General features: G+C 44.8%; 26 protein-coding genes. 7 read left to right on the forward strand and 19 right to left on the reverse strand.

What is annotated here, in order from left to right; translation table 11 throughout:
* Window positions 1-52 precede the first annotated feature (52 nt).
* Window positions 53-490, reverse strand: a complete 438-nt coding sequence (locus DYE48_RS10650; RefSeq protein ID WP_115823608.1) for a YkvA family protein — start codon at window positions 488-490, stop codon at window positions 53-55.
* Between the two features lie 268 nt (window positions 491-758).
* Between DYE48_RS10650 and DYE48_RS10655 the strand changes: the two genes are divergently transcribed.
* Both DYE48_RS10655 and DYE48_RS10660 read left to right on the forward strand, forming a co-directional pair.
* Window positions 759-2018 (forward strand): ATP-grasp domain-containing protein, encoded by a 1260-nt coding sequence (locus DYE48_RS10655; protein WP_115823609.1) that lies wholly within the window; start codon window positions 759-761, stop codon window positions 2016-2018.
* Window positions 2019-2047: 29 nt separating this feature from the next.
* Window positions 2048-4009, forward strand: coding sequence for a hypothetical protein (locus DYE48_RS10660; RefSeq protein ID WP_115823610.1), 1962 nt, complete (start codon window positions 2048-2050; stop codon window positions 4007-4009).
* A gap of 364 nt (window positions 4010-4373) precedes the next feature.
* Here the strand turns inward: DYE48_RS10660 and DYE48_RS10665 are convergent, their stop codons facing one another.
* From DYE48_RS10665 to DYE48_RS10675, 3 genes are all read right to left on the reverse strand, one after another.
* Window positions 4374-4571 (reverse strand): cold-shock protein, encoded by a 198-nt coding sequence (locus tag DYE48_RS10665; protein WP_089651440.1) that lies wholly within the window; start codon window positions 4569-4571, stop codon window positions 4374-4376.
* Between the two features lie 172 nt (window positions 4572-4743).
* Window positions 4744-5064: a hypothetical protein gene (locus DYE48_RS10670; RefSeq protein WP_115823611.1), complete on the reverse strand. Its 321-nt coding sequence runs from the start codon at window positions 5062-5064 to the stop codon at window positions 4744-4746.
* Window positions 5065-5115: 51 nt separating this feature from the next.
* Window positions 5116-6327 (reverse strand): GNAT family N-acetyltransferase, encoded by a 1212-nt coding sequence (locus DYE48_RS10675; RefSeq protein WP_167449488.1) that lies wholly within the window; start codon window positions 6325-6327, stop codon window positions 5116-5118.
* Window positions 6328-6463: 136 nt separating this feature from the next.
* On the opposite strand from DYE48_RS10675, the gene DYE48_RS10680 reads away from it, so the two are divergent.
* On the forward strand, window positions 6464-7426 hold the full coding sequence (locus DYE48_RS10680; RefSeq protein ID WP_167449489.1) for a GGDEF domain-containing protein: 963 nt from the start codon (window positions 6464-6466) through the stop codon (window positions 7424-7426).
* A 15-nt stretch (window positions 7427-7441) separates the two neighbouring features.
* Here DYE48_RS10680 and DYE48_RS10685 read toward each other — a convergent pair whose 3' ends face one another.
* A complete protein-coding gene (locus tag DYE48_RS10685) occupies window positions 7442-8305 on the reverse strand; it encodes a pirin family protein (protein ID WP_425269299.1) in 864 nt (287 codons plus the stop codon).
* 48 nt (window positions 8306-8353) lie between these two features.
* Window positions 8354-8782 (reverse strand): MarR family winged helix-turn-helix transcriptional regulator, encoded by a 429-nt coding sequence (locus DYE48_RS10690; protein ID WP_115823615.1) that lies wholly within the window; start codon window positions 8780-8782, stop codon window positions 8354-8356.
* Between the two features lie 144 nt (window positions 8783-8926).
* On the opposite strand from DYE48_RS10690, the gene DYE48_RS10695 reads away from it, so the two are divergent.
* Window positions 8927-9361, forward strand: coding sequence for a hypothetical protein (locus DYE48_RS10695; protein WP_115823616.1), 435 nt, complete (start codon window positions 8927-8929; stop codon window positions 9359-9361).
* A 180-nt stretch (window positions 9362-9541) separates the two neighbouring features.
* On the opposite strand, the gene DYE48_RS10700 is transcribed toward DYE48_RS10695, so the two are convergent.
* The 7 genes from DYE48_RS10700 to DYE48_RS10730 form a co-directional block, all read right to left on the reverse strand.
* Window positions 9542-10987 carry a protein adenylyltransferase SelO gene (locus DYE48_RS10700; RefSeq protein WP_115823617.1) on the reverse strand — a complete coding sequence of 482 codons (1446 nt, stop codon included), beginning with the start codon at window positions 10985-10987 and terminating at the stop codon, window positions 9542-9544.
* A 118-nt stretch (window positions 10988-11105) separates the two neighbouring features.
* Complete coding sequence (locus tag DYE48_RS10705) at window positions 11106-11954, reverse strand: amidohydrolase family protein (protein ID WP_115823618.1); 849 nt, start codon at window positions 11952-11954, stop codon at window positions 11106-11108.
* 1 nt (window position 11955) lies between these two features.
* Entirely contained in the window at window positions 11956-15033 is a 3078-nt protein-coding gene (locus DYE48_RS10710) for a GNAT family N-acetyltransferase (RefSeq protein ID WP_115823619.1), read from the reverse strand.
* A 262-nt stretch (window positions 15034-15295) separates the two neighbouring features.
* A complete protein-coding gene (locus DYE48_RS10715; protein WP_115823620.1) occupies window positions 15296-16033 on the reverse strand; it encodes an amino acid ABC transporter ATP-binding protein in 738 nt (245 codons plus the stop codon).
* Between the two features lie 9 nt (window positions 16034-16042).
* On the reverse strand, window positions 16043-16741 hold the full coding sequence (locus DYE48_RS10720; protein ID WP_115823621.1) for an amino acid ABC transporter permease: 699 nt from the start codon (window positions 16739-16741) through the stop codon (window positions 16043-16045).
* Window positions 16728-17555, reverse strand: a complete 828-nt coding sequence (locus tag DYE48_RS10725; RefSeq protein WP_115823622.1) for an amino acid ABC transporter substrate-binding protein — start codon at window positions 17553-17555, stop codon at window positions 16728-16730. The genes DYE48_RS10720 and DYE48_RS10725 overlap by 14 nt, the downstream gene beginning before the upstream one ends.
* 176 nt (window positions 17556-17731) lie before the next feature.
* Window positions 17732-18718 (reverse strand): DUF3231 family protein, encoded by a 987-nt coding sequence (locus DYE48_RS10730; RefSeq protein WP_115823623.1) that lies wholly within the window; start codon window positions 18716-18718, stop codon window positions 17732-17734.
* A gap of 169 nt (window positions 18719-18887) precedes the next feature.
* Between DYE48_RS10730 and DYE48_RS21150 the strand changes: the two genes are divergently transcribed.
* Window positions 18888-19061 (forward strand): hypothetical protein, encoded by a 174-nt coding sequence (locus DYE48_RS21150; protein ID WP_160916167.1) that lies wholly within the window; start codon window positions 18888-18890, stop codon window positions 19059-19061.
* Window positions 19062-19195: 134 nt separating this feature from the next.
* On the opposite strand, the gene DYE48_RS21155 is transcribed toward DYE48_RS21150, so the two are convergent.
* Both DYE48_RS21155 and DYE48_RS10735 read right to left on the reverse strand, forming a co-directional pair.
* Window positions 19196-19339 carry a hypothetical protein gene (locus DYE48_RS21155; protein WP_167449490.1) on the reverse strand — a complete coding sequence of 48 codons (144 nt, stop codon included), beginning with the start codon at window positions 19337-19339 and terminating at the stop codon, window positions 19196-19198.
* A gap of 43 nt (window positions 19340-19382) precedes the next feature.
* Window positions 19383-19847, reverse strand: coding sequence for a divergent PAP2 family protein (locus tag DYE48_RS10735; protein ID WP_115823624.1), 465 nt, complete (start codon window positions 19845-19847; stop codon window positions 19383-19385).
* A gap of 146 nt (window positions 19848-19993) precedes the next feature.
* Between DYE48_RS10735 and DYE48_RS10740 the strand changes: the two genes are divergently transcribed.
* Window positions 19994-20773, forward strand: a complete 780-nt coding sequence (locus DYE48_RS10740; RefSeq protein ID WP_115823625.1) for a DUF5995 family protein — start codon at window positions 19994-19996, stop codon at window positions 20771-20773.
* A 48-nt stretch (window positions 20774-20821) separates the two neighbouring features.
* On the opposite strand, the gene DYE48_RS10745 is transcribed toward DYE48_RS10740, so the two are convergent.
* The 4 genes from DYE48_RS10745 to DYE48_RS10760 form a co-directional block, all read right to left on the reverse strand.
* Window positions 20822-21250 carry a cell wall hydrolase gene (locus DYE48_RS10745; RefSeq protein ID WP_115823626.1) on the reverse strand — a complete coding sequence of 143 codons (429 nt, stop codon included), beginning with the start codon at window positions 21248-21250 and terminating at the stop codon, window positions 20822-20824.
* A gap of 73 nt (window positions 21251-21323) precedes the next feature.
* The gene (locus DYE48_RS10750) at window positions 21324-22019 is read right to left on the reverse strand and encodes a phosphatase PAP2 family protein (RefSeq protein WP_115823627.1); all 696 of its coding nucleotides are present in this window, start codon (window positions 22017-22019) and stop codon (window positions 21324-21326) included.
* A gap of 558 nt (window positions 22020-22577) precedes the next feature.
* Window positions 22578-23633 (reverse strand): M14 family metallopeptidase, encoded by a 1056-nt coding sequence (locus DYE48_RS10755; protein ID WP_115823628.1) that lies wholly within the window; start codon window positions 23631-23633, stop codon window positions 22578-22580.
* A gap of 203 nt (window positions 23634-23836) precedes the next feature.
* Entirely contained in the window at window positions 23837-24298 is a 462-nt protein-coding gene (locus tag DYE48_RS10760; RefSeq protein WP_167449491.1) for a UPF0158 family protein, read from the reverse strand.
* A 331-nt stretch (window positions 24299-24629) separates the two neighbouring features.
* Between DYE48_RS10760 and DYE48_RS10765 the strand changes: the two genes are divergently transcribed.
* Window positions 24630-25688, forward strand: coding sequence for an SDR family oxidoreductase (locus DYE48_RS10765; RefSeq protein WP_115823630.1), 1059 nt, complete (start codon window positions 24630-24632; stop codon window positions 25686-25688).
* The last annotated feature ends 23 nt before the right edge of the window (window positions 25689-25711 follow it).

Genomic DNA, 25711 nt, shown 5'->3' on the forward strand with positions numbered 1-25711 from the left:
CATGATTGTGGAACATGAAAAAAGCAAGGAAACCTGGAAATGGTCTCCTTGCTTACTCATCTTTCTGTACAGGGTCTTCCAACTCTTCGAGATCCACTTGACCGTTAAAGAGTTTTAATAGTCTTGCTTTCGCCTGTTCTTTCACCTGTTCATCAATATGAGAGATCACTTGATAGACAGCATAAATGATAACCGCACTATCATCTGTAAAACCAACGACCGGAATGAAATCCGGGATCACATCCACGGGGAGTATCAAATATCCTAATGCCCCCGCAATCGTCAGTTTTGCCTTCTTCGGAGTATCAGGGCTTTTGAAGGCGTAATACAACAGCAAACTATAATAGACGATTTTCGTCCCGATTCGACTGCTGTACGTACGAAGCTTTTCTCCATACTCTTTCTCTGAAAAATAAGCACGTCCCCGCTCCACCGCTTTGCGAGGGTCAAGGTTTTTTAAACGGTCCTGATAGGTCTTTTGTTTTGTCATAGGCACCTTCCTTTTTTCAGTACTATACTTTTGACGAAAATCACTTCCTCTAAACTTATTTAATCCATGATTCGTTTTATTTCCCGGGAAATCGACGCTCTGGAAAGGAACCCTAGACAACCTCCTGGTATGTTCATTGTAGAAGGAACACTAGTTTTGTCGAATGCGCGAATAAAGCTTACAGTTTTTGGCCTGTTCTGATACTTTAAGAGTAACAGTGTCAAAGTTTCCTATACTTATATTTTCACTGACAAAGGAGAGGTTCGAAATGGATCTAGATCAACTTGAATTGAATGCGACTGTAGATGAGACGGTTAAAACAAAACCGTATTATACGGCTTTAGTCGGCTGGAGTGTGCAGGCTATAGAGGCTGCAGCTCGCATGAACCGTCCATTCGTCGTTGTCGGACCTGCAGATTTTGAAACGTATGCAGAAAAGCACGAGATTCCGTTTGTAGGATGGGACTTTAATAAGCTCAATGAAAGCTCTGATCATTTGTATAAGCAGCTGAAAGACATGGGTGTCGAACTTGCTGTTCCTTTATATGAAGAATGTGTGGAATGGGCGGGTGCTCTGAACGCTCGTTTCCGTGAAGACCCTCGTGTATTCAACCGTTCTTTATTGCTTCGCGACAAAGGGATGATGAAGCGGAAAGCTCAAATTTCCGGCATCAAAGTCGGCGTTTTTGAAGAGGCCCACGAGAAGGAAGACGTTCAACGTTTCTTGAAACGCGTCAACGAAGCTTTGTTAAAACTAGAAGGAGATCACCTCGACCCGATTCACGTCAAACCCTTGGACAAGGCAGGCTCTGTCGGTCATTTGGCGATCTATAATAATGATGATATTGAACGAATCCAGGATACGGATTTCCCACTATTGATGGAAAGTCATCTTGACGGACAGGAATTCTCGTGTGAAGCGTTCATCCATAAAGGTAAAGTGCGCTTCCTCAATATTACGGAATATGTGAAGCTTGGCTATTCCAACTTCGTTCCGGCTTCCCCGAGCTTAGAGGAAAAACGTCCACTGATTGAACGTGCGGTTCAACAACTGGTCGACGCTTTCGAAATCGAGTACGGCGTCATCCATCCCGAATACTTTATCACCCAGGACGGAACGCTTCACTTTGGAGAAGTGGCTGCCCGCGTACCTGGAGGTCATATTTTCGAGTTGATTGAGCGCGCTTATGGATTCAGCGCCTATGAAGCCCAAATCCTTTGCAGTGATCCGAATACAACAGAAGAAGAAATCCGCGAATTTTTCCCTGATCCTTATGATTATCAAAACTACGCTGGGTGCCTAATGGTTCACCCGAACGTGGATTATGTGGAAGATTTGAAGATTCCTGAAGAGCTTGAGGACCACCCGTACTTTGAGAAGCATGATATGTTTACCCCTCCTCAAGGAAAAGTAGCCGAACGTGTCGGCTTCGGAAACCATTATGGAACGATCTTTTTCTATGGCCGTGACAGTGAAGAAATGACCGATTTGCTGAAGACATACGAGCAATACAATTTCTACGTATAAGCGCAAGCGATAGAGAAAGGAGAGGTTTTATGCCTCAAACGACGAGCGCCCTTGTCGAACGTTTTATCTATGCTTTAGACGAATTAAATAAAGCTCCATCCTTCGCCAAATCCAAGTACCAGACGGATGTCTATCAGGAGGCGAACCGTCTCATTGAAGCAGAGGATGGCTTTGAAAATTTATATCAGCATGCCGGTCGATTGGAAGAAGCGGGTGTATTTCAAGATGGCCCTTGGGAAGCAGCGGAAAAACTCCAGCCTCCCCTTGTAGCAGGTTCGTTGAAAGCGAAGGGGCTGCCTATGATCATCGAAGTCCTCAGCGAACTGCGTATGCTCGCCATCGCTAAAGGACAAGCGACAAATCCAAATGTTTCGCCTAAAATGGCTGAAGAGTTTTTGAATGAAGTGATGGTTCTGAACCTGAATCTGCTGTTCCCGGATGCCAGTGAAAGTTCCAGGATTGAAAAGCATGAGAATGATGAAAAAGCAGGAAAGTTGTTTCAATTCCTATCTACTCATCTTTCCTCAAGCGCTCTGATCCAAACGCTCATTAATGAAATCAAACGTCTCACAGCCCAACGTCCGATCATGGTGAAGCGAATTGTGTCCATGATCAAAATGGCGAAGGAAATGCTCGACCAGGATTCGGATGAGTCAGGGAAGACAGAACTGAAACAATTCATCGCAGCCATCGAAGGGCCTTCTAAACTGAGTGCTCAGTTCAATGACGTCCATGCGTACCGTTCCCAATTGAAAACACTCACACGTACGGACCTTATTTCTGAAAGTGTCGCACTCGCTCAATCCATGCGTGAAACGGGACTTGTCGCTCCACACCATGCTACCTTGATTCGATTTTTGAGTAAAAGAAACCCTGCGCTTCTCGCCTATGCGTTGAACTTGAACAGCAAAGGCAGCGCGAATCTCGAGGAGAATCGTGAACTTGTGATCCAGTTGATCCGGGCTTCGATCTTCCCGGCGACCCGCCAGGCAATTTACGGCCTGTCGATGTTACTTGAGCGTGGGGTGCTGTCCCACTCCCCTGTTGCGCCAGGATTAAGGCGTCTGGTGGAGCTTGATATTCGTCCGGATGTACGAAATGCTCTGTATTCGACAACGAATACAGGCGAAGGGGTCACAGCGAACAGCATCCTTGTAGCTGGCACGATCCAAGTGCTCGGTCAACCGCTCGGTGTCGGTCAAGGGTTCAATCCAACATGTCAAGCAGCCCGTGGCATCAGCTTATGGGCCCAGCACGCCCCAGGCTTCTTGCTGGAAATCATTCCACGAGCTGCGCGTGATGGCGATTTGGACTTCACATTCGAAGGAACACCGATTCATTCCAAAGAGCTAAAAGGCGGACTTGCTCCAGACCTTGATAAAGAGCTCGATCCTGTATCCCTAGTCCTCGTACCACACCTGGACAAGATCTACAGTGAAATGATGACACGTGTTGCTTTACGAGGAGAAGACGGACACCGCTGGGTCAACCCGGCTTTTTATGGGAACTGGGTGCAGAAAGGATTCAGCTCCGTGTTCGATCCGATCACCGGATACGTGCTGGATTATCCTGGATTCGTCAAACTTTTCTACGCCACACATCATACGGAATACAATGATGATTATGAATTGATCTACCCCAATCCTGTCGGCATTTTTATTACGAACGTGCACGGCAAACTGCTCGGTCTCCACGCCGTTTCGATTACAAGAATCGCAAAAGATCCGAGTGGTGAGGAAAGAATTTACTTTTATAACCCGAACAATGACGGCTCTCAAAACTGGGGGCAGAATATTGAACCAAGCGTCATTGGAAATGGCGAAATGGAAGGCGAAAGCTCCTTACCATTCCATGAATTTGTTTCAAGGTTATACGCTTTCCACTACAACCCTTACGAACAGGGGGATGCATACGCAGTGGAAAATTCCATCGTCGATGGCATCCGTCAACTTGCTCAGGAAAGCTGGGGAAAAGATTATACGTGGGTGTAAAATTAGAAAGAAGCCAGACTCTTCACTAGAGTCTGGCTTTGTTTTGTTCATTGAGGTATAGCGGGGAAAGGTTTATTAGTAGCTTGTGCTCTTTTATTAGCAACTTCAGGTAATATATTAGCAGGTTAGGCACTTTTATTAGCAACTTCATGCCATATATTAGCAGCTTTCATAATTTTATTAGCAGCCTCTGATTTTATCAGTCGCTCTTAACCTTTTATCAGTCACTTTTCTAGATTTATCAATGGGTTTAGCGTATTTATCAGCGGCTTTTACACTTTTATCAGTGACTTCCCGAAATATATCCGTATTTCACTAATATAAAAAAAGACTTCCGAACGAGTCGGAAGTCTTTTTGTCTTACTTATTTTTGAACGTTAGCCGCTTGTGGGCCACGGTCGCCTTCAACGATTTCGAAAGAAACTTGTTCGTTCTCTTCTAGAGTTTTGAATCCTTCGCCTTGAATAGCAGAGAAGTGTACGAATACGTCGTCTTGACCTTCTACTTCAATAAATCCGAAACCTTTTTCTGCGTTGAACCATTTAACTGTACCTTGTAACATGTTGTTACCTCCTGCGTGGATGACGATCCACATTGTATTACTATAATTGCTCTGCCTATTCATTCAAGACGAAAGTCACTTTCGAGTTCCTTTAGCTTTCATTCCTAACCGAACAAGAATAATTAACTTTATTATATACCCATATCCAAGCCGCGTCAACCATCGCACAAAATTATTTTTTATCCAATAGCGGAACGGTTTCTTTCCTAAAATACACGCGCAGCAGCTGCTCAAGCTTCACTCCGGGATATTTAACCTGCAATTTCTCTTCAAAATTCTTTAAAGAAATTTTTCTTTGTAACTCCAAAGCGTACACGCTCATATCCATAAAGTCAGCAAGAGCAACGAGCTCTTCATGTGAAAGCGGAGCGGTGTAAATGGTTCCTACTGGCTCTCCTACCCTTTCATACCGTACCCGAAAAGCCTCGAGAACTTTTGCAAAAGGGCCTCTTTCAAAATGCTCCACGGCTGCGAATACATTTTTCTTTTTCATCGTTCCATCTCCCCACACCTAGATCTACATGTTATATAGGTATGGTTTCTGTTAGAAAAATGTCCAGCATTTCGGCTGTTCCGGATGTTGAAAGAGATCCACGGCACGTCCATCACTGACAGCCGCACCGCTTCTTAACAAACTCGACAGTGATACACATCCCATCATTAAGGAAGAGAAATGGGCGATATCAATTTCAATGGTCACTTTGGCCTCTTTATCTGTCGACTGCGGTTTTCCATTAGTAAACTGCCAGACCGATTCGTGCGTTTCATCTAAAAAAGAATCCTTCACTTTCCAGCCAACCCTAACCGTATCCGTTCCGAAACAGACCTCTCCTATTTTTTCAAGAAATGCAGGAATATCCAATATGCGATACATCAATCCCCGGCCTTCTTCACTGACTTTATGGTAGATGGAAAAGATGAGCTGTTCATCAACATGGACAGGGTCATTTAGTGAATAAGCAAATTCCTGGTCAAACGTCGGGAAATAGATGGAGCGCACCTGATCTTTTTGATTATGTAGATATTGAATAAGCGTACGATAGGCTTTTGTAGAGGTGTGGAAGAAGCTTTTCACATGCAAATCGTTTTGTAAAAAGTGGCCGCCCTCTTTGAATTCAAGCGTCACGTACCCTGTCAGCTTGCCCTCTTCCCTCACCCCGAATGTGTGAAGCTCTTCTTTTTCGAGGAAAGCGAATCCGTACGGAGGAATAACCGTGGCCCCATGATTTTCTTCTGCCCATGTGTCATAACATGCTTTTACTTCTTCCTGATGTTTGGCATTCAATACTTCGACCTTCTCACCTTCATCGTAAGTTGGAAGCTGCGAGGGATGAAAATGGTAGGTCGACAACCGCGGTCCCAATCCAAATCCCATTCGCTTATAAAACGATGGCTGGAACGGGTACAAGTGGGCGATGATTTGTCCTTTATCTCCGGCTTCTGCTAGGAATTGCTGAATGATCCGCTTCGCATGCCCTTGTTTTTTGTATGGAAGATCGACCGCTACGGTCCCAATTCCACCAGCTTTCACTTGCTGCCCATATACATTCATAACGTGGTCATAGGCGATATATCCACCAACAAGCTGTTCTTTTTCATAAAGACCGATCGTGTGAATGTCATCCTTCTGAGCCATTTTTCGCCGGTGTTCCGTGTACCTTTCCTGCTCTTCTCGAGTATTTAATTTCATCCCTGGGTAACAGCGTCGCGATATGTCTGTAAAAGCTGTGAAATCTTCTACTTTTTTAAAATCCATTCCATTTCCTCCTTCATAAACAATTCTGTACATCAAGTCTAGCATTTACCAAATATTTCATCTATTCTATTATATAGAACCTGTTCTTAAGTCCAAGGACATAAGAATCACAAAACCTTTTAGGCAGGTGATGAAAATGGAAGGCTCTATCCCATGGATGAAGTTAAACCATACATACGCTCAGGCTTTACACACGATTATCCCAAAGGTTATCGAAGATCATTTGCTGGATATGAGTCATATAAAAGAATTCAGAAGTTATGTAGAACACTATCCTGACTATTCCAGCCATTTATCCCAAACACTGCACAGGTCCTGCGACGCCCTCTTCCTACCAGAAAAAGAGTATGAAAGGTATATAGAGAAAGACTATGAAGAAGGGGTCCACGTAGGGATTGCTTTTGCTGAACGCAACTATTTCACGATTGATCTGATGCTCCACCTGACTCATAGTACTCGAATGTGCAGTATACAAAGAGTCCTAAAAGCGATCAAAGATGTGGAAACGATTATCGATTCCTCGCCAATCATTGAGCGCTTTTTTGACATTACGAATAAGAGGCAGAATTCGTTTTTTAAAGGATACATAAATGAGCAAAACAAAAAGCTGAAGCATCAAAGCATAAGAGATCCACTAACATCATTGTATAACCGCAGGTATTTTTATCCGTATGTAAAAGAAGAACTGGTAAGGGCTCAGAAAGAAGACTTTCCTATCACTCTGGTCCTTGTTGACTTTAATAACTTTAAAGAGATCAATGATCGTCGAGGCCATCAAGAAGGCGATCGTGTGTTGAAAAAGTTCGCCAGATGCCTTTCTAACATCCACGAAGGTTTTGACGGCGCTTTCCGATTCGGAGGGGATGAATTTGTCCTTGTCCTGTCTGGGTGCAGTGAAGATACCGCAGAAAAATTAGCCCAGAACCTTAATGAAACGATTAAGCAGATCGAAGAAGGCGCATCCATTTCCTATGGCTTGATCCAACTTCCAGCTGACTCTTTTATTGAAGGTTTAAATTTAGATATGTATCTCAATCTGGCTGACAAGCGAATGTATGAAAATAAACAGTACACCAAAAAAATAAAGACTCCTGAATAAACAGGAGTCTTTTTATCATACAGCAGGAGGTCCGAATTTCCCTTTGCGGAAGTCATCATATGCCTGTTTGATTTCTTCCATTGAATTCATGACGAATGGTCCGTGCGGGACAATTTCTTCCCCAATCGGTGCACCAGAATAGACAAGCACCTTCGTTCGGCGCTTCTTAGAGACGAGCTTTAACTCACTGGTTCCTTCCCCTTTTTCATTAAAAGAAAGTGTACCGACCCCATGCTTTTTCAAATTCACTTCATTTTCCCCTGCCACAACATCTCCTGCAAGAACGTATAGGAATGCATTGTGGTTTTCAGGTAGATCAAGGGTAAAGGTTGCTCCTTCAGATAGGGTGATCTCACTGAGCGTAATGGGAACGATGGAGTTCAGTGGTCCTTCCACGCCGGCAACATTCCCAGAAAACACTTTCACCTCTCCCCCGTCAAAAGGAACGACAGGAGCTTTTTCTCCATATACATTTTGGTAAATGGTTTCGGTGTTCTTCTTGTCTTTCGGAAGGTTCAACCATAGCTGGAGGGTATGTGCAACGTCATCTTCCACACCGTCTTCTGCATGTCTTGCCGCCCAGCCTGCATTCATGTACTGAACGTCACCAGGCTCAAGAATATCGCGGCCTCCTGCATTATCAATGTGTTCCAAACGTCCATCGACGACATACGTGACGGTCTGGAATCCACGGTGCGGGTGATCCGGAAATGTTCCTTTTTTGAACCAGTCCTCGGCCATCAGGATGAATGGATCGAAATCGCGCCACCTGTCTGCGGGCAAGACCCATCCTTTTTGAATTGCAGGAAATCCCATCTCTTGATATTGGACGTACCAATGATCATTTACTTCTCTTTGAAAGTTTGCCATGTCAACCATCCTTTCAATTAGTTGCTATATCTACTATCTGATTAAAAAAAGGGCTCCTCACCCTTCAATATTGTTTTGCATTTTCCTAAGGAGCCGGTCCAATTCTTGCAGTTCTTCTTTTGAAATCCCTTCCGTCACAGCGTCATTGAAGGCTTCTGCGACAGGTACGACTTGTTCTTTCAACTCCCGTCCTTCTTCCGTCAAATAAAGTTCCAAAGAACGTCTGTCTTCTGTACAAAAGTTCCGCTTGATGAACCCTTTTTTCTCAAGGTTCGAAGCCATCCGGGCAATGTTCGTCTTATCTTTTTTCAAATGATGAGCAAGCTGATTTTGCGTCATGCCGTCCTTTTCCCAAAGCAGCATCATAATCAAGTTCTGCTCGGGGGCAAGGTTGTAAGGCTGCAGCTGTGATTTCACATAGCTCGTCAGCTTTAAATCCGTCTGGTGAAGCTTGATGCTAATATAATCTTGAAAACTTAAGTTCATATGCAATCTCCCTAAATAGTTGCTATACATACCATTATAATCAGACCAAAGTCCTCTGTCAAAAGCTCTGACCATAGATTACCAGAACATTACGCCTGGAGTTATGCTAAACTTTTAGAGAATAAACGAAAGGAAGTCACCGTTATGGAAATCATCCCCTATACGTCTGCAGGATCACTAAAGCTCAACATGAGGAAAGAAGAAGTTAGAGAAGTTATGAATGAACCACCTATCGAGTTCGTTCGTGATGAAGATGAATTAACTTCCGACCACTTCGTGAAGTCTGGGGTATTCTCCTATTACAAAGAAGATGAAGAAACAAACAACGCATATGAATTTACAGCTCCCGCCGAGGTCACCTGCAAAGGGATCTCATTCCTAAATATGAGGGAGAGGAAAGCGAAGAAACTCTTTAAGAAGCTTGATCCGGATTTTGTCGACTTTGAGGAAACCTTTATTTCCCTTGAGCACGGGATAAGTTTGTTCTTCATGAATCATAAGGTCGAAACCGTCCTCGTCTTTGAACGAAACTATTATGATGATCTGTTTGAAGAACTAAAAAAGTTGGATGAGATATAATGGGCCAGGGCTGGACCCTGGCCGTTTTGTTGTTCGGTCATTGTTAAACATTCGAGTTATTTGTCATTTCGGTCGAGTTAAGGCACTTTGATTTCCCGTTAAGGCACTTTTAACTTGGGTTAAGGAGCTTTCGACTTGAGTTAGGGCACTTTTTACCTTTTCAGCTATGACGTAATTCGCTCAAGTCCCGCAGAATGTCCGGTAAGGTTGGTCAGATGGTTCAGGTAATTCTGCATAGGCTTCCTGCTCTTCAGAGTAAGCGTAAGGATCCGCCAAAACAGAAAGCAGTTGTTTCACAACACTGAAATCTCCCTCTTCCACCGCGGCTTCAAGCGCTTCTTCCACCCGGTGATTACGCGGAATAATGGAAGGATTCGATTTTTTCATTAATTCGTGGACATCCGCTTCACTGCTCTCCTGACGCTCCAAACGCGCCTGCCACTGCTTGTACCAGTTGGTAAACGCAGGCTTTCCATAGAGGACTGTTTCATTTGGCCGACCAAGAGTTAGTGCACGGAAGGTGTTGGTATAATCCGCTTCGTTCTTTTCCATAATCTCCAATAAATCTTCAATTAAAGGTTGGTCCTGAGCTTCCTCTGTCACCATTCCCAATTTTGCCCGCATCCCGTTGAGCCAATAAGTGTGATAGTACTTTTCATACTTGGCATGCGCTTCCTGGGCCATTTCCACAGCCTTCTCCTGATTTTCATGGAATAGCGGTATAAGAGTTTCTGCAAAACGAGCCAGATTCCAAGCTCCAATCGGGGGTTGGTTCATATAGGCGTAGCGGCCTTGGCGATCAATCGAACTGAAAACAGTTTTCGTATTATAGGTGTCCATAAACGCACATGGACCGTAGTCGATCGTTTCTCCACTGATGGTCATATTATCTGTATTCATCACGCCGTGAATAAACCCGATGAGCTGCCACTGTGCAATCAGGGACGCCTGCCTTTCAATCACTTTTTCGAAAAAGGTCAAGTAAGGCTGGTCTGAATCAAGAATTTCAGGGTCATGGCGCTTGATCGCATAATCGGCAAGGGCCTTCAGCTGGTCGTGGTCCTGGAGACCGGCCGCATATTGGAATGTCCCGATACGTAAATGACTGGAAGCGACTCGGGTCAGTACAGCACCAGGAAGAAGGTCTTCCCTCTGGACATACTCCCCTGTCGTCACAACAGCGAGACTCCGGTTCGTCGGGATCCCTAATCCATGCATCGCTTCACTGATGATGTGTTCCCGCAGCATTGGACCGAGCGTCGCTCGTCCGTCACCCCCGCGGGAAAAAGGCGTACGTCCAGATCCTTTCAACTGGATATCGAAGCGCTCATCCTCAGGCGTTACCTGTTCGCCAAGCAATACCGCTCTTCCGTCGCCCAGCATCGTAAATTGACCAAACTGGTGGCCGGCATAAGCTTGTGCGATCGGTTCCGCTCCTTCTGGTACTGCATTACCTCCAAAAACAGCGGGATCCGGTTCTGTATTTAAGCCCAGCTTTTCTGCGAGCGCCTCATTATAGAGAACGAGTTCAGGCTTCTCGACTTCAGAAGGGCTCGTTTTTGTATAAAAAGAATCCGGGAGCTTTGTATAACTCTGCTTCAGATTCCATCCTTTTTGTAAATTCATAAAAATCTCCTTTATCGCTTCAGTCGTTGCCTCTACCATATCATAAGTGGTCCCCCGTTTTCTTTCACTTAGGCATGGATAACTGGAAAGCCCGCCCCTCGATTCAGGGCGGGCTTTCTCACATTAGCTTTTCAATTCTAGGAAAAACACGGCAGGCATTCTCATAAAACACATCCTCCACATGCTTCGATGGGATAAAAGCACCGATAAATTCTGCGTAATCCTTGATCGGAACGAGTGGCCAATCAGAACCGAAAAGCAACTTCTCGTAATGATCACAATAGGTCAACGCATGGCGGACATGGTCGAAATGATTATCTACAAGCCTGGCATCCAGTTCTTTTTTCGTTCCAACGAGCCAGCCGGATAAATCGGCAAACATGTTCCGGTTTTTATAAACGACTTCTGCTCCTGTCAGTACCCATGGATCTCCGAGGTGTGCCATGACAAAGTTGACGTCCCTCCTCGCTACTGCGACTTCATCTAATGTCAGCGGATGAGAATACTTTAATAATCCTCGTTCTGAATACGTATCTCCTGTATGAAAAACAACAGGCACCTCGTACGCAGCAGCAAGGTCATACACAGGCTGATAGATGTCGTCATAGGCGTAAAACGGATAGTAGCCGAGATAGATTTTAATACCAACGGTCTCGGCTTCTTGAAGCTTCGTTTCTAATCGGTCCATTGCTTCCTGATTCAAGCAGAAAGGATTAACCCCCGGACACACCCCCAATCCAGGTGGCAAAGTCTCATCCAAATCAAGCCCCATGGGGGTCTGAACTTGGCGGTCCGGAAAGCCTTCCTTCCCTTCGGTCACGCCCATCGCAATGGCAAAAACAATATCACCATCTTTCATCTCTTTGCGAAGTCCTTCTTTTGTATAATCGACACGGGATAAGTCCTTTCCCGTGTCTTTAAAACTTTGGATGCTGGAAAAATGGATATGGGCATCAACGATTTTCATTTCATATCCCCTTGAAAGAAATCCGGTGGAACGGGTGCTGCTTCCATGGTTCCTCATGTTCACCTATAACAAAAAATGTTGGCCGAACAGCAGCTGCCTTTTGTGATGAAGCGGACCATTCGTGAACAGATTCCACGAGGAAAACGTCCTGGTTCATATACATTTCCGCCTGCTTCCGCGTTTGGGAGTGGACCATCATCAGGTGATCCTTTTTCCCATCCGAACCGATGACAACAGATGGGCCGGATTCGAGCTCATACTCCTCCACTCCAGCGTAATACGTATGGAAAACCCCTTCCGTCGGGATTCGAGCATAGCATAAGGATAAGTTTTCATCCGGTTTCAAAAAGGCTTCCAGCGCTATTTTCTCAGCAGCAAAAGTACGAGGAGCTCCCTGCTCGATTTCTGCATAAACGGCTACGACCGGCACTTCAGGCAATGTCAGGGCATATTGTTTCAAGGTTACACCTTTCACCTTTTCATGTTCATGGAAGGTTGTAGCCAGACAAATTCCCGTCCAATGATTGCCGTCCTGATCTTCTTTCGATACGGATCCCACTTTCGTTTCTTCCTTCATCATCGAAAAAGGACTCACACCATCCATGACATAGCGCAGTCCTCCGCCCCATGGGTTCCACCAGCTTCTCGGACCTGCTTCTGGATACTGGTGATGAAGGAACTCGCGCCCTTGATGACAAAGGGAGTAGATCCCAGGAAAATAAGAAGGCGAGGCTGTAAACGTCAATACACCGTTATCGACCGTCCAGCGATCTTCTTCTTGGCTGACATTCACCTTTTGATCTCCCTGGACGAGCTGACAAGTAATGAAATCAGCGTTTCTCCCTTCAGAACGGAAGGTGCCAGTTAAAGTAGTTAGACCAGGACGCTCGTGGACAATCGGCACATCAATGGCGGTCACACCATCCTCACGCTTCACTTCTTTCCTATACAAATTTGCGTCATTTTCAACCGTCAACGTTCCATACACATGCGGAGTCAGTAAAGACCGGAACGAATGCGTCACTTCATCCCCTGTTTTTGAGACAAACCCTTCTTTCGGTACCACCTCAAACACTGGCTTCTCCGGAAGCGGATTCACCTCTCCTAAAACCATTTCGCGCCAGTCGGACCAATGAGTGGTAACATTCACACCAATCTGGATCGGTCCGCGACAGATCTTTTGCCCTGATGGAAGCTGGTCGAGGGGGTAATCAAAAGCGAAGCGCCAGTCATCTTTCCTCCCCGTTGCTTCTTTCGGCCACGCGATCCCGAACGTATCGCCAGCACGGTTTGTCGTATAAAGCCATCGTTCTGAAAGATCTTTATCACGCAAGTATTCCGTGTAAGGGATCAACGCTTCCGCACCAATCACCACGCCGTCTTTTTCAGGAAGAGTGAGAGCTTTATATTTCGGAAAAACAGGCTGCAGCAAATGAAGATTTTTGTAATCATTATCCCCGTTATTGATTAGCTCGTGATGGAGCTCGACAAGCCCGTCGCCATAGATTTTGTAATAACTGTTCAACACAATCCCCGGGAAGGCCTCAGACTCAAGGGAGGTTTTCACTACAAAGGCTTCCGCCAGCTCAATATACTCGACCGACGTCGCCATCTTTTTCGAAAATTCCTCACTGAACGGATGGCCAAGCTTTGGAGTCATAAGAAGAAGAGGGTCTTCTTTCGACCTGACCGATCCTATAGAAACCATATGATTTCTTTTCTCGATACGCACATAATAAGGACCATTGTAGCCATACCATTCCGTATCGGTATCTCCACCAAATTTCCCACCGAATCCCGGAAAAGCAAGCGCGATCTTTGTACGGAAGGAAAAAGCACGGCCCTCCTCTGTACGTCCCTCAACTTCCACTTCCTCATTCAAAAATCCATTCTTCAACAATTCAACAGAAACCGGAATGGTGGCGCGCCCTTTGCCTTCCACCTCGACCTCCACCGATGATTCCGACCACTCGATTACTTTTTGGCGAGGCCACTTGATCGTCCATATCGTCTTTTCTTCCATACGGCTTTCCACATCCAAATAAAGCGTTCCCTTTTGCCGCGGGCGCCAATATTTTTGAACCGTACGGACATCCACCTTCCCTGCCTGGAGAGGGAAAACCCCAGTTCTCAATGGAAGACGTTTGCCATTGATCGTGATATCCGCTCCGATGACAGGGTGGGTTTTCCACGGGCTTGGCTCTTGGTCCGGTACTTGAACTTGGACGCTGGATGAAGTACTCCATTCGGACTCTACCATTGTCTCTTCATTCAAATCTTCGTTTACAAGTGGTGAGGAATTTCCAGACAATGATACTTCGAGACCCTCGCTCGTAAAATTCTCTACCTGATAGGTTACAGGGTAATCTTTGTTTTCCAAAAGTTTAAAATCAGGCACTTCCATCTCTACCTGCCAGTCATTCGTCTCAATGAGAGAGATGCCACGCCCAGTACGTTCAAACTGAACCCGCACAAACTCCTCTCCTGCTTCCCAGCGGTATTCATAAAAAGTGAAACCTTTTTCTTTCCTTCCATCAGGCTTAATTTCAATCGGCCTCACACTTGTCGAGTACCAATCATGCTTATCAAAAAAAGGTCTCAACGCTTCAATCTGAAGCACCTGTGGCATGAAGTTCATCAGATGAGTCGCATCATCCCGATCCTCCCAGAAAAAGCCGCACTTTTTATAAAGCGGCACCGCCTTTGTATTTCCCGGCCATGTAAAAAGATCAAGACGCGGCCAACCATATTTGACCGTTTGATCTATGGCTTGAAGCAGCAATTTTTTCCCGATCTTCAACCCCTGATATCCTGGATGCACATTCAAAAGCGGAATATAAAGAGCTCCTTTATCTTCCTTATACTCCGAAAGTCCACAATAACCGACAACTTCCTCGTCAACTACAGCAAGGAATAAATGAAGATTCGTAGATTCCGCTTCCTTTTCCACGACGTCCTCTGCCGTCGTGACAACCGCATCACCACCCCAGTTATCACGGCTCTCATTCCACATTTTCGCTACCCCTGCTGCATACTTTTCTTCATACTCTACAATGCTTACACGCTCTAATATCTTCATAGCATTTCCTCCAACGTATGTAATGGAAAATACTTGCTCACTCACAGTTTATGAGTTTATGACTAGGAAGTAAAGAATATTCAAACAAATCAAAATCTAACAACCTAACTCTAGGTATTAACGCCCTAACTCAAGGGAATAGCGACTTAAAGATCAATCATAACGCCCGTTCTATGAAGAATAGCGACCTAACGCTGAAAATTAACGTCCTAACTAGATACATGAAAATTCCTCAAAAAAAGCCAGGCAGAATCGCCTGACTTTACTTCCGTATCCTGTTCAAGAACTGTTGCGTACGCGGTTCTTTCGTCTGTTGGAAAATTTGTTCAGGGGTCCCCTCTTCGACAACTTTTCCCTGATCCATGAAAATGACCCGGTCGGCCACTTCTTCCGCAAAGCTCATTTCATGGGTGACAACGACCATCGTCATCCCTTCTTCCGCAAGTTCTTTCATGACATCAAGAACATCGCCGACAAGCTCAGGGTCAAGTGCTGAAGTGGGTTCATCGAACAAAATGACTTCCACTCCCGTCGCGAGAGCACGGGCAATGCCGACACGCTGTTGCTGTCCTCCTGAGAGTTGATGAGGATAAGCGTCAAGCTTCTCACCAAGGCCCACTTTCGTTAAAATATCCTTCGCTCGTTCACGTGCTTTCGCTTTGGATATCTTTTGGACAGTCACAGGTCCCTCCATCACATTTTCCAGTGCGGTGAAATGCGGGAAAAGGTTATGGTTCTGAAACACCATTCCGGTTTGTTTCCTGAATTCGACGATTTGCTTTTTCTTCAGTGGTTTGGAAAAATCCATCCTTTGTTCTCCGATGGTGATTTCCCCTTCTTCGGGCGTCTCCAGGATATTCAATGAACGGAGCAGCGTCGTTTTTCCAGAACCCGAGGGACCGATGACAACAACCACTTCCCCGCGCTCGACATCCATATGAATGTTTTTCAGTACGTGCAAATCTCCAAAGGATTTATTGAGGTCTTTGACGGTAATCATGGCAGCCTCCTATTTTGCGACATATTTATCCAACCTGTTCTCTACACGATCCTGCACGAAGGAAAGACCGATACAAATGATCCAGTAGATCACCGCGGCTTCCGTATAGACGAGCAGAAAATGATAGTTCGTTGCCGCGATTTCCTGTGCTTTTCGGAACATTTCCGTGTACGTAATCGTTGATGCCAACGATGTATCTTTAATCAACCCGATGAACGAGTTCGACAATGGGGGGATTGATACTCTCGTTGCCTGGGGCAGCACGACACGGCGCAAGGCCTGGAAATTTGTCATTCCGATGGAGTGAGAGGCTTCCCACTGCCCTTTAGGTATCGACAAAATGGCCGCACGAATAATCTCAGAATTGTAAGCGCCCATATTCAACGAAAAACCGATAATGGCTGAATACAACGGGTTAATCGTTACCCCGACAGAGGGGAGCCCGAAGAAGATGATGAACAATTGTACAAGCAAAGGTGTACCGCGAATGATTGACACATAAACGCGTGCTATCCATTGGAGAACTTTCATATTGGAAAGCCTCATGAGAGCGGTAATCACAGCCAAAACCAAACCGATGGCAAAGGTGATCAGCGTCAGCGGAATGGTATAGTAGAAAGCCCCTTTCACCAAAGGGAGAAAAGAGCTCACAATAATATCGATATACTTTTCCATTTCAGGGTCTGTAAAGATATTACTTAGATACATCTTCACCAAACCACTTCTCGGAAATTTCAAGGTATGTGCCGTCGTCCTTCATTTCTTGAAGGGCTTCATTGACTGCTTTTACAAGATCTTCATTGCCTTGACGGAAAAGCAGACCACTTTGAGAAGCATCATCTTGACGGGCAGCGATCTTCACAGGTGCATCCTCTCGGTTGTTCAAATAGTCAAGCACAGACAAACGGTCGTTGACAGTCGCCTCCACACGTTTGGTGGCAAGCAGCTGCATTGATTCATTGAATCCCTCAACACTAGTAATTTCTGCTCCATTTTCACGGGCAATGTCCGCGTAATTACTTGTCATCGATTGGGCAGCATTCACACCTTCCAAATCTTCAAAGCTTCCAATGGATTCATTGTCTTTATGAGTGACGATTACTGCAGAAGATTGGATATACGGGTCAGAGAAAGAATATTCTTCCTGGCGCTCTTCCGTAATACCGACTTGGTTTGCAACCATATCGAAACGTTCCGCATTGAGACCAGCGAACATGGAATCCCATTTCGTTTCGTTGAATACAGGCTTGACCCCAAGACGCTCGGCCACTTCACGCGCAATCTCTACGTCAAAACCCGTTAATTTATCATTTTCATCGTGGAAGGTGTACGGCCGATACGTTCCTTCTGTACCGATCACCAATTCTCCACTTTCTTGAATTTGTTCAAGCAAGGTCTGCTCAGACTCGCCAGACTCATTCCCTTCATCTGAAGAAGTCTGATCATTTTCCTCACTGCTCCCACAAGCAGCGAGAACCACCGCTAAAAAACCTATAAATAAAAGCAAAAAGAACTTTTTCATATCAGGAACCTCCTTAAAACCAAGTAATTTTATATGTTTTATTGCTTTTTTGATATTAAAGGATAAAGGGAGGGTTGTCAACATCGAAATCTTGACATAAAAAAAGGTGTGAGAATTCAACTTCTAATTACCCTGACATTAAAAAACCTGACTAACAAATGTCAGGTTTCATTTCTCTAATGTTTAATGGTTTGTGGCGGCTCTTCCATCCACCCATGCTTAATCATGATTTTAGCTCCCTCATGGGCATACTCAAAAACATCCTTCATAAAAACGGTCAATTTCACAGGTAGATCATTCCGTAGACTGAAAGCTGTCCCTAGAGAGTTCCCGCCCAGTGAAAAACTACAAAACAAGCTGACACAATACATCATGAGCTTATCTGAAAAAGGAGGTATTTTGGAAGTCGTAAAATTCCCTCCTGCTGTTGAAGGCACTTGAAGGTCATTTTGTAAAAACACTTCGCTCATTTCCTTTACCAGACCCTTAGCTAACTCCCCACCTTTGTGAAAATAAGTGCTTATCTCTTGATGCGTGGCGCTTTGAGCAAACCCAAAAATCATCTGCATCCCCGTAATATTGGATTCAATTGAATGGTGGATATGGGCGATTTCGACTGTGTTCAGCGCCCGTTTTCCTTTTATAGGATTGAACATGCCTAAATAATTTGTCCCTTTCGCATGCTCCACCTGCTTTTGCACCGCTACATAAGGAGATTTTGGAAGATAACCTTTGGTCAATAAAAATTGCGTACAATCGTCATAGCATTTTTGAGTAATCTGGGTCAGCTCCTGATACAACAACGTGACATCTGGACGATAAGACATCGTTAAATTCAGTGTGTGCATCCCCATAGTGATTTCTTCCACCAAACGCAAGAACATGATGTCAAAACCATTATCGAAAAGCTTCGGGACACCTTTATTCACATCTTCTTTTGTAAAACCGATGGGAATAGGCAAATCTTCCGCCCGATACATGGATTCGATTTTCCCTACATATGGCTGCATGGTTGATCTTAAATTCGTCATAATTTGTTTCGCTTCAGGATCGTCCGCTTGTTCTATAAAATATTCAAGCATCGTAAGAATCATCGTCTTCTGCTGATAAGTCATCCATAAAACTCCGATTTCGGATGAAGATAAACGAGGGCTTTCCGGCATTTTGAACTCCTCCAATTTGGATTGCATTCAGTCATTCACTGCAATATCCGTGCTTTTTCCTTAGTCTTTTCAAACTGTTCTGATTCATTCATTCATAAAGGTAAAAAGTAAGACATAGGGAGAGGATTCTTGGAGAAATTAAGAAGGAACCATAAGGAGGATGATGATTATGAGTAAAAATAGTGAAAGCAGGAAGAAAAACAACCCTAAAGGCAGGGACCGCGGATCTGCTAATCAGAAGCTGCAGGCAGCTCTCGAGGGACGTAACAAAGAAGACGATCATTTATCCGCAGCGTATATGAACAACAATACGGCAGCTGTTGATGTGAACGAAGAACAATAAGAACAGAAGCTGAGGACGCTGGAGCTGCATGTCGCTCCACAGGGCAATATGTCCACAGTTACAGCTCGAAATGCTATCACTTCGTAGACCCAAGGAAAAGGCCTGCCCATCAACGGGCAGGCCTTTATTTATCATCACTTTTGATTTTGTTTACGGGCAAGCCTTTCTTTCACCTGATTGTAGGAAAGACCTGATTGTTCATTTCTCCGTTTCACTTCACTCACATTCGTTCCAGAGCTTGCAAACACATCTTTTCCAGGATTGTTCGATATGTTCATTCGAATCACCTCCTGGTCTTACTTTTCGCTCTTTTGGTTTGCTTTATCCTTCGAGCTTAGCAGAAAAATATCCGAGAGCTGCTCCAAGAATAGCCCCGCCAAGCACTTCAATCGGTTGATGACCGAGAAGCTCCTTCAATTCTTTATCACGCTCAACAAATTCAGAACTCGGAAAATCACCAGAAATCGCAGCAAAGTTATCTTCGAGATCATTGACCAATTGCGCGATTTCACCTGTATGACGCCTGATTCCTTGAGCATCATACATAACGATCACACCGAAGGTCGCTGCGAGGGCTGTTTCCGTATGACGTGATCCCTTGTTGGCAGCGATATAAGTCGCAAGCGCCGAAACTCCAGCCGAGTGGGAGCTCGGCATTCCACCTGTTGTCGCTACCTGCTTCACATCCCATTCTCCAGACACCTTTTTATGAGTAATAATTTTTAAGGCTTGTGCAATTCCAATTGCCGATAGGGCTGTAATGACCCCTCGATTCATCTTATCCATTTTTGACCCTCCAGTTCATCAACATCTATATATGTTCATACCCTGTGTGTTTGGTTTTATTCAGAAGAATGTAAGAATCATACGTACTCTCCTCATAGAATAAGGTGCTATAATAGATATAAATGACTACTTGGGAGGGTGGGCCTTTGAGAACGGTACAAAGCTCTGAAGAAGTGTCGCAAACCCTGGACCTTGTCATCCTTCAAATGGAAGAACGTTTGAAAACATTGGAAGAACACAATGATTTCAACAGCGTCTTTCAACGGGTTTATCTTTTAATGACGAAAGAAATGCAAAAAAGGCTGGCTGCTGATTTCTTTACCGATCCTATTTGGATGGAACGCTTGCTGATCCACTTTGCTGACCGTTATTTCCAAGCCTTGGACAATCTCCAATCAGAAAAAGAAGATTCGAGATGCTGGACACTTGCCTTTCGTATGGCCGAACAAAAACAAACGTTTGTTTTGCAGGATGCTCTTCTCGGCATCAATGCCCACATCAACTACGACCTTCCCTTAGCCCTTCACCACATCATTTCAAAAGAAAAAATATGGCCGGACTCCCGTCTTATGCTGCACCGCCGGAAAGATCACGAACGAATCAATGACGTTCTCGCCGAGCTTGTAGACATCGTCCAGGATGAACTTTCCGCTCATTATGCCCGCTTCATTAAATGGATGGACCGACTGCTGCGACGGCACGACGAAAAACTTTCCTCGTTTTTCCTTAGCCATTGCAGGACGAATGTATGGTACAACACCGAACTTCTCCTGAACACGACAAGCCTTGAACAATTTAAGGAAGAGCAACAGCGCATCGACCAGGAAGCGTATCGAATCGGACTTGAAATCGCAACCTTCCACTCCCGCCGCTTTTCTTTTACGAAGCATTTTGTTCCCTTATCAAGAAAATACAAATGGTTTTAATAAAAAAAGCTGACAGGCTCCCTTTCCGCCTGTCAGACTTATTCATGATTAAAAGGTATTATAAATTTCATCACATTCGCCCGCCACAGGCTCATAAAAACAGTGAGATTTGTATCTTCCAACCTGACTCTGGTCATACCACGTCGGTGGGCAGTCTCCGTCTGGTCTGAAGTACCATAAACTGTACTTCGCCGGCCAGGTCCTATATCCCTTCACGTTTCTCCGTGCCAAACGTTTTTCACTTTCCCGCGCTCTTTGGTAGTACATGCCATGCTGCAAGGCTTCAAATGCTTTCGGTTGATTGATCACCTCTGGCAATGTACTCACCCCTTTGAAATCTGAACAATTCGCTCTTGCGCGATTCACGGTCACAGCCCCTACATGTAACATCCCCTGCTTCCCTTCACCGACAGCCTCCGCTCGCAGCAATCGTGCCAACATGTCAATATGTTTACTTGGAGCTTTAATAACAGCCATGTGGCCGCCCCCCCTTTTTTGCTCGCTCTTTTATATCTATTCATAAAAAGGGTGAGCATGAAAAAAGACGGGATTATGACAACCTTTGTCTCCTCCGTTGATGCCAAAGAGTCACTTCAAGGGAAGTAAGACAAATGAGAAGCCAGGCTATCCCAAACAAATAGCCTGCAACGACGTCTGTAAAGAAATGCACCCCTAAATAAACACGACTGATACCGATAAGCATTGCGATGAGGGACAAAACAATATTGATCCCCCATTTCCACTTTGGTTCAAGTTTACTGATTGCGAAAAGGTAGATGATGAAACCATAAAAAACGAGTGCGCCGGACGCGTGACCGCTCGGAAAACTGGATGTCGCACCGTGATAATTGCCCTTGAACTCAGGTCTGGCACGACTGGAGAATGACTTTAATCCTGCCGTAAGACCACTGACGCCACCCATAGCCAAAATGAAATAAACACCGACCCAGCGACTGAATGGCGAAAAAAACAACAAATAGACAGCCAGTATGAGTGAAACAATGACCATAAAGATTACGGACCCTGCCTTAGAGATAGCTTTTGCCAGCGGCTCTGCTCCTCCAAAGGAAGTTGCCCGCACTAGATTGAAAGCTTGCTGGTCAATGGCGAACTTTTCCTTCTGTAAAATGCTGTGGGTCAAATCAATAAAATAATAAATGCTGATTCCAAGTGAAAGGAATCCAACCAGAATAAGTAATACAGATGTGACGGATAAATCCGAAATTTTCGTTCCAGAAAATAGCATACCTACTTCACCTTCTTTTTCTTTCGTGATAAACCATTCCCCTACCTGGTGTAAATAAACGGCTCACCACTGAATAACTCTAGTTTCCCCATACTTAGAATTAGAAGGAATAATATAAGGTGGAGGATTTCAGCTATGCAATATGTCACTCCTGTCTTGAGTCGCCGGTGGTGTGATTAAAGAAGAAAAGTGTAAGTCCGCCTTTGAGAGGGCATGAGTCGCGCGTTGGAATGCTGGGTCGCGCGTTGGAGGGCTGAGTCGCGCGCTGGAATGCTGGGTCGCGCGCTGGAATGCTGGGTCGCGCGCTGGAATGCTGGGTCGCGCGTTGGAGGGCTGAGTCGCGCGCTGGAATGCTGAGTCGCGCGCTGGAATGCTGGGTCGCGCGTTGGAATGCTGTATCGCGCGTTGGAGAGCTGAGTCGCGCGCTGGAATGCTGGGTCGCGCGTTGGAGGGCTGAGTCGCGCGTTGGAATGCTGAATCACACGCGGGAAGTCAGAATTGCGCTCGTAGGAAGCAGGATATAAAAAAGGAACTCCCTAAAAAGGAAGTTCCCTTACATTATTCTCCATCGTAGTTACTCTCAGGTAACGTATCCCAAAAAGAAGGATCAGCAGATTCAAGCGAACCATCTGCCAGAGCCTCCAGTGTAGCTGTCATAGCAGTCACCGCTTGCTGGATCAAATATCCATTACTCTTCTGGCCAAGGACATAATCTTCACGATAATGGTCGGCCATTCCTCTCATTTCAAATAATAGGGTGGAGATGCCATATTCAGCAGCCAGTCCATTACGGCTGATCGTCTGTGCCGTTCCACCAGGATATTTGGAAAGAAGGCCATAACCTTTGGATTCAACGGCGTTGTAGACGACAGCACCCAATTTCTTCGACTGTTCACGGACCTCTGGATCTACTTCTGAATTTGTCGGATATAAAATAGAACCAGAAACAAGCTCACCTGTATCCCCAAGCGTCACCTGTGTCCCCTGGTGATGCAAGTCGATCATATAATCAGGACTGTATTTCTGCAGCACCTCTTCATGCAAAGCCTTCGTTTCAGGCTGCTTGCGATCGACATGGTCACGGTTCAAATCTACCTCGTTCGCATTATAACGTGTGTGCGTTCCTGATACGTAATCATCCAAAGAGAAGTTCACATCCCCTTCCGCTCCATCTACATTCAACCTTGGAGCAATGAGAACATTCACGTTTTCAAGGATATTTTTCACGCTCTTCCCGTTAGATGTCAAATATTTGATGACTTGCAACGCACCTTCTGTCGTCAGCGTTTCATTCCCATGCTGCTGGGTAAGAAAAAGGACGGTCGGCTTGTCTTCATCCATGGCGCCGAACTTCGCTAAATATAAATCTCTTCCTTTTACGGACTGCCCATACACTTCAAGTTCAAGTGCTTCTGAACGCTGATCAAGCTTATGTAAGAAATCAGCCATCTCTTCATAAGAATGCAGGCGTTCATTTTTGATCGTTTCATTTCCATTGTAGTTCGGTCCATTCGCTCCGTTGTCTCCAGCCAGAACGGTTCCACTTCCCGGAATCAATCCACCTGTTGTTAAAAGTGTACCTGTTACAGCTACCGTCAATAATTTCTTTTTCATCAAATGCCTCCCAATTTATAGGTTATTTACCAAATACTTCATTCTTTCAGCAAAAACCTGCTTGAGCAGACAAAATGAACAAAAGTGACTAACCGTTTTTATCTGGATCTCCAATATGTATACATTCCGAACTAGGACCTCCCACCTCCTTTGCAAGTAAAAAAAAGAATCAGCTCCCTGAGGGAAGACTGACTCTTCACTGCCTATTCTTCATAAGGAATGTCATTTTCTTCGCACCATTCCCTGGCGATCTCCGCATACCAATCTGACTTATACTTGTACCAATCCTCCAACAAGCCGTGATATTCTATATGCTCCCGGAAGCGGCGGAAGGCCCCGCTTCCACGGATGGCATTCAGAACCTGTGTCCTGACTTGTTCATCTTTAATAGAATAAGAGAAACTCTCTATGATTTCGTAGTCATGAATATCCCACTTAGAAGGCAGTTCCACAAACCTCTCTTCATTATGGACCACCATTTCCGCACTTTTCCAGTCCTCGTCCAGCCAATCTCCACGTGTCTCGTAAGGCTCGCCCATCTCCACTTCATCATACATTCCTGGGGGGAAACGAACGACTTCATACGTTTCCCGATCAAAAAATGCCAAATATTCTTCCATGCTCATCTCTAATTCATCAGCAACCTTCCTCAACTTTACGCCCACATGTACTCCTCCTTTTTCATCCATTAGGCTAATTTGGTGAACCCCAGCATTATTTGTATTTTTCACCACTGCCACACCCTTTTTCTTGTGTTTATTCTAACATGTAAGGAACTTCATGCTCAGAGAGTAATCAGTAGATGATCATCAGTGGGCAGCTTCCAATGTTTTCTCATACTTTTTTCACAACATTCCGTTCGCTATATGTTATCCTTGTATCCACTACGAATGATAGCTAGAGCTGGACATTGTTATAGATTTGGAAATCTTTCATTCTATTATGAACAACACAGCTGTTATATAGACACATGAATGAAACATCGGAGGAGCTAACATGAACATATTGCTTACAGGAGCTACAGGCTTTTTAGGAAAACAACTAGCCTTGAAATTGCTGAAAGAGGGCCATAACGTCTATGCCCTGGTAAGAAGTCTGCGTAAAGCGGAAAACCTTAAGGGGGACATTCCTGCAGACGCCAAGGAAAAGCTCCACATCATCGAAGGCGATTTATCTCTTAAAGATGCGGGAGTCAGTGAAGAGCAACTCCTTCATTTGCGAGATCAGATTGACACGGTTTACCATAGCGCTGCCTTCCTTTCTTTTGATGAAAATGAACGTGAGAAAACCTTCAAAATCAATGTGGACGGTACAGAGAATGTGCTTCATCTTGCGCAGGACATTCATGCTGCAAACTTTTATTATGTAAGCACAGCCTATACGCTTGGAATGAAACGTCATGCCTCGGAGCAGTTACACGAAAAGGAGCAGACGTTTGTGAATGCTTATGAAGAAAGCAAATGTCACGCCGAACACCTTGTTCTAGGCTACGATCATACGTTAAATATCAAAATTTTCCGTCCCTCCATTATTATCGGAGATTCGAAAACCGGAGAAGCGGACACGAGTTTCGCATTGTATGGAGTCATTCGCGGCCTTGAAATTCTTAAGAAACGAACAGAACGGAAAAAGGAGCTGCAGCACCAAACGTTTAAGTTCTTATGTACAGGTGAGACCAGTCAAAACTTCGTCCCTGTCGACTATGTGGTGGATGTACTCACTGCCGCTCTTAATATGGATCATCCCAAAGCCATCTATCACATTACGAATCCTCATCCGCCGACCAATCGTTTGTTATTTGAAATGATCAAGGAAAAGCTTGATTTTCACAATATCGAGATGGTCCCGTCCGATTACGATGGTGAATTAACGAAGGAAGAGCAGGTATTCAATGCTCCGATGAGCGTATTCCGTCCTTATTGGAATAAAAACATTCGTTTTGACGACAGTAACACACAGGAGCTTCTGAATAAGAACGGAATGTCTCGTCTGGTTATGGACAAAGCGATGATCGAACGCATTCTTTACGGAAACAATACAACAGCCAAAGCATAAAATGATAAAAACGCAGAGGAGAG

This window comes from Halobacillus trueperi, from assembly GCF_003386945.1.
GTDB classification, from domain to species: domain Bacteria; phylum Bacillota; class Bacilli; order Bacillales; family Halobacillaceae; genus Halobacillus; species Halobacillus aidingensis.

What these genes read in the sequence shown, in the direction of transcription:
- DYE48_RS10650 (WP_115823608.1), bottom strand. Translation starts at nt 490, where the DNA reads ATGACAAAACAAAAGACCTATCAGGACCGTTTAAAAAACCTTGACCCT.
- DYE48_RS10725 (WP_115823622.1), bottom strand. Translation starts at nt 17,555, where the DNA reads ATGAAAAAGTTCTTTTTGCTTTTATTTATAGGTTTTTTAGCGGTGGTT.
- DYE48_RS10730 (WP_115823623.1), bottom strand. Translation starts at nt 18,718, where the DNA reads ATGCCGGAAAGCCCTCGTTTATCTTCATCCGAAATCGGAGTTTTATGG.
- DYE48_RS10695 (WP_115823616.1), top strand. Translation starts at nt 8,927, where the DNA reads ATGGAAATCATCCCCTATACGTCTGCAGGATCACTAAAGCTCAACATG.
- DYE48_RS10745 (WP_115823626.1), bottom strand. Translation starts at nt 21,250, where the DNA reads ATGGCTGTTATTAAAGCTCCAAGTAAACATATTGACATGTTGGCACGA.
- DYE48_RS10675 (WP_167449488.1), bottom strand. Translation starts at nt 6,327, where the DNA reads ATGGATTTTAAAAAAGTAGAAGATTTCACAGCTTTTACAGACATATCG.
- DYE48_RS10705 (WP_115823618.1), bottom strand. Translation starts at nt 11,954, where the DNA reads ATGAAAATCGTTGATGCCCATATCCATTTTTCCAGCATCCAAAGTTTT.
- DYE48_RS10680 (WP_167449489.1), top strand. Translation starts at nt 6,464, where the DNA reads ATGGAAGGCTCTATCCCATGGATGAAGTTAAACCATACATACGCTCAG.
- DYE48_RS10690 (WP_115823615.1), bottom strand. Translation starts at nt 8,782, where the DNA reads ATGAACTTAAGTTTTCAAGATTATATTAGCATCAAGCTTCACCAGACG.
- DYE48_RS10720 (WP_115823621.1), bottom strand. Translation starts at nt 16,741, where the DNA reads ATGTATCTAAGTAATATCTTTACAGACCCTGAAATGGAAAAGTATATC.
- DYE48_RS21155 (WP_167449490.1), bottom strand. Translation starts at nt 19,339, where the DNA reads ATGAACATATCGAACAATCCTGGAAAAGATGTGTTTGCAAGCTCTGGA.
- DYE48_RS10715 (WP_115823620.1), bottom strand. Translation starts at nt 16,033, where the DNA reads ATGATTACCGTCAAAGACCTCAATAAATCCTTTGGAGATTTGCACGTA.
- DYE48_RS21150 (WP_160916167.1), top strand. Translation starts at nt 18,888, where the DNA reads ATGAGTAAAAATAGTGAAAGCAGGAAGAAAAACAACCCTAAAGGCAGG.
- DYE48_RS10755 (WP_115823628.1), bottom strand. Translation starts at nt 23,633, where the DNA reads ATGAAAAAGAAATTATTGACGGTAGCTGTAACAGGTACACTTTTAACA.
- DYE48_RS10710 (WP_115823619.1), bottom strand. Translation starts at nt 15,033, where the DNA reads ATGAAGATATTAGAGCGTGTAAGCATTGTAGAGTATGAAGAAAAGTAT.
- DYE48_RS10735 (WP_115823624.1), bottom strand. Translation starts at nt 19,847, where the DNA reads ATGGATAAGATGAATCGAGGGGTCATTACAGCCCTATCGGCAATTGGA.
- DYE48_RS10655 (WP_115823609.1), top strand. Translation starts at nt 759, where the DNA reads ATGGATCTAGATCAACTTGAATTGAATGCGACTGTAGATGAGACGGTT.
- DYE48_RS10685 (WP_425269299.1), bottom strand. Translation starts at nt 8,305, where the DNA reads ATGGTTGACATGGCAAACTTTCAAAGAGAAGTAAATGATCATTGGTAC.
- DYE48_RS10765 (WP_115823630.1), top strand. Translation starts at nt 24,630, where the DNA reads ATGAACATATTGCTTACAGGAGCTACAGGCTTTTTAGGAAAACAACTA.
- DYE48_RS10670 (WP_115823611.1), bottom strand. Translation starts at nt 5,064, where the DNA reads ATGAAAAAGAAAAATGTATTCGCAGCCGTGGAGCATTTTGAAAGAGGC.
- DYE48_RS10665 (WP_089651440.1), bottom strand. Translation starts at nt 4,571, where the DNA reads ATGTTACAAGGTACAGTTAAATGGTTCAACGCAGAAAAAGGTTTCGGA.
- DYE48_RS10700 (WP_115823617.1), bottom strand. Translation starts at nt 10,987, where the DNA reads ATGAATTTACAAAAAGGATGGAATCTGAAGCAGAGTTATACAAAGCTC.
- DYE48_RS10750 (WP_115823627.1), bottom strand. Translation starts at nt 22,019, where the DNA reads ATGCTATTTTCTGGAACGAAAATTTCGGATTTATCCGTCACATCTGTA.
- DYE48_RS10660 (WP_115823610.1), top strand. Translation starts at nt 2,048, where the DNA reads ATGCCTCAAACGACGAGCGCCCTTGTCGAACGTTTTATCTATGCTTTA.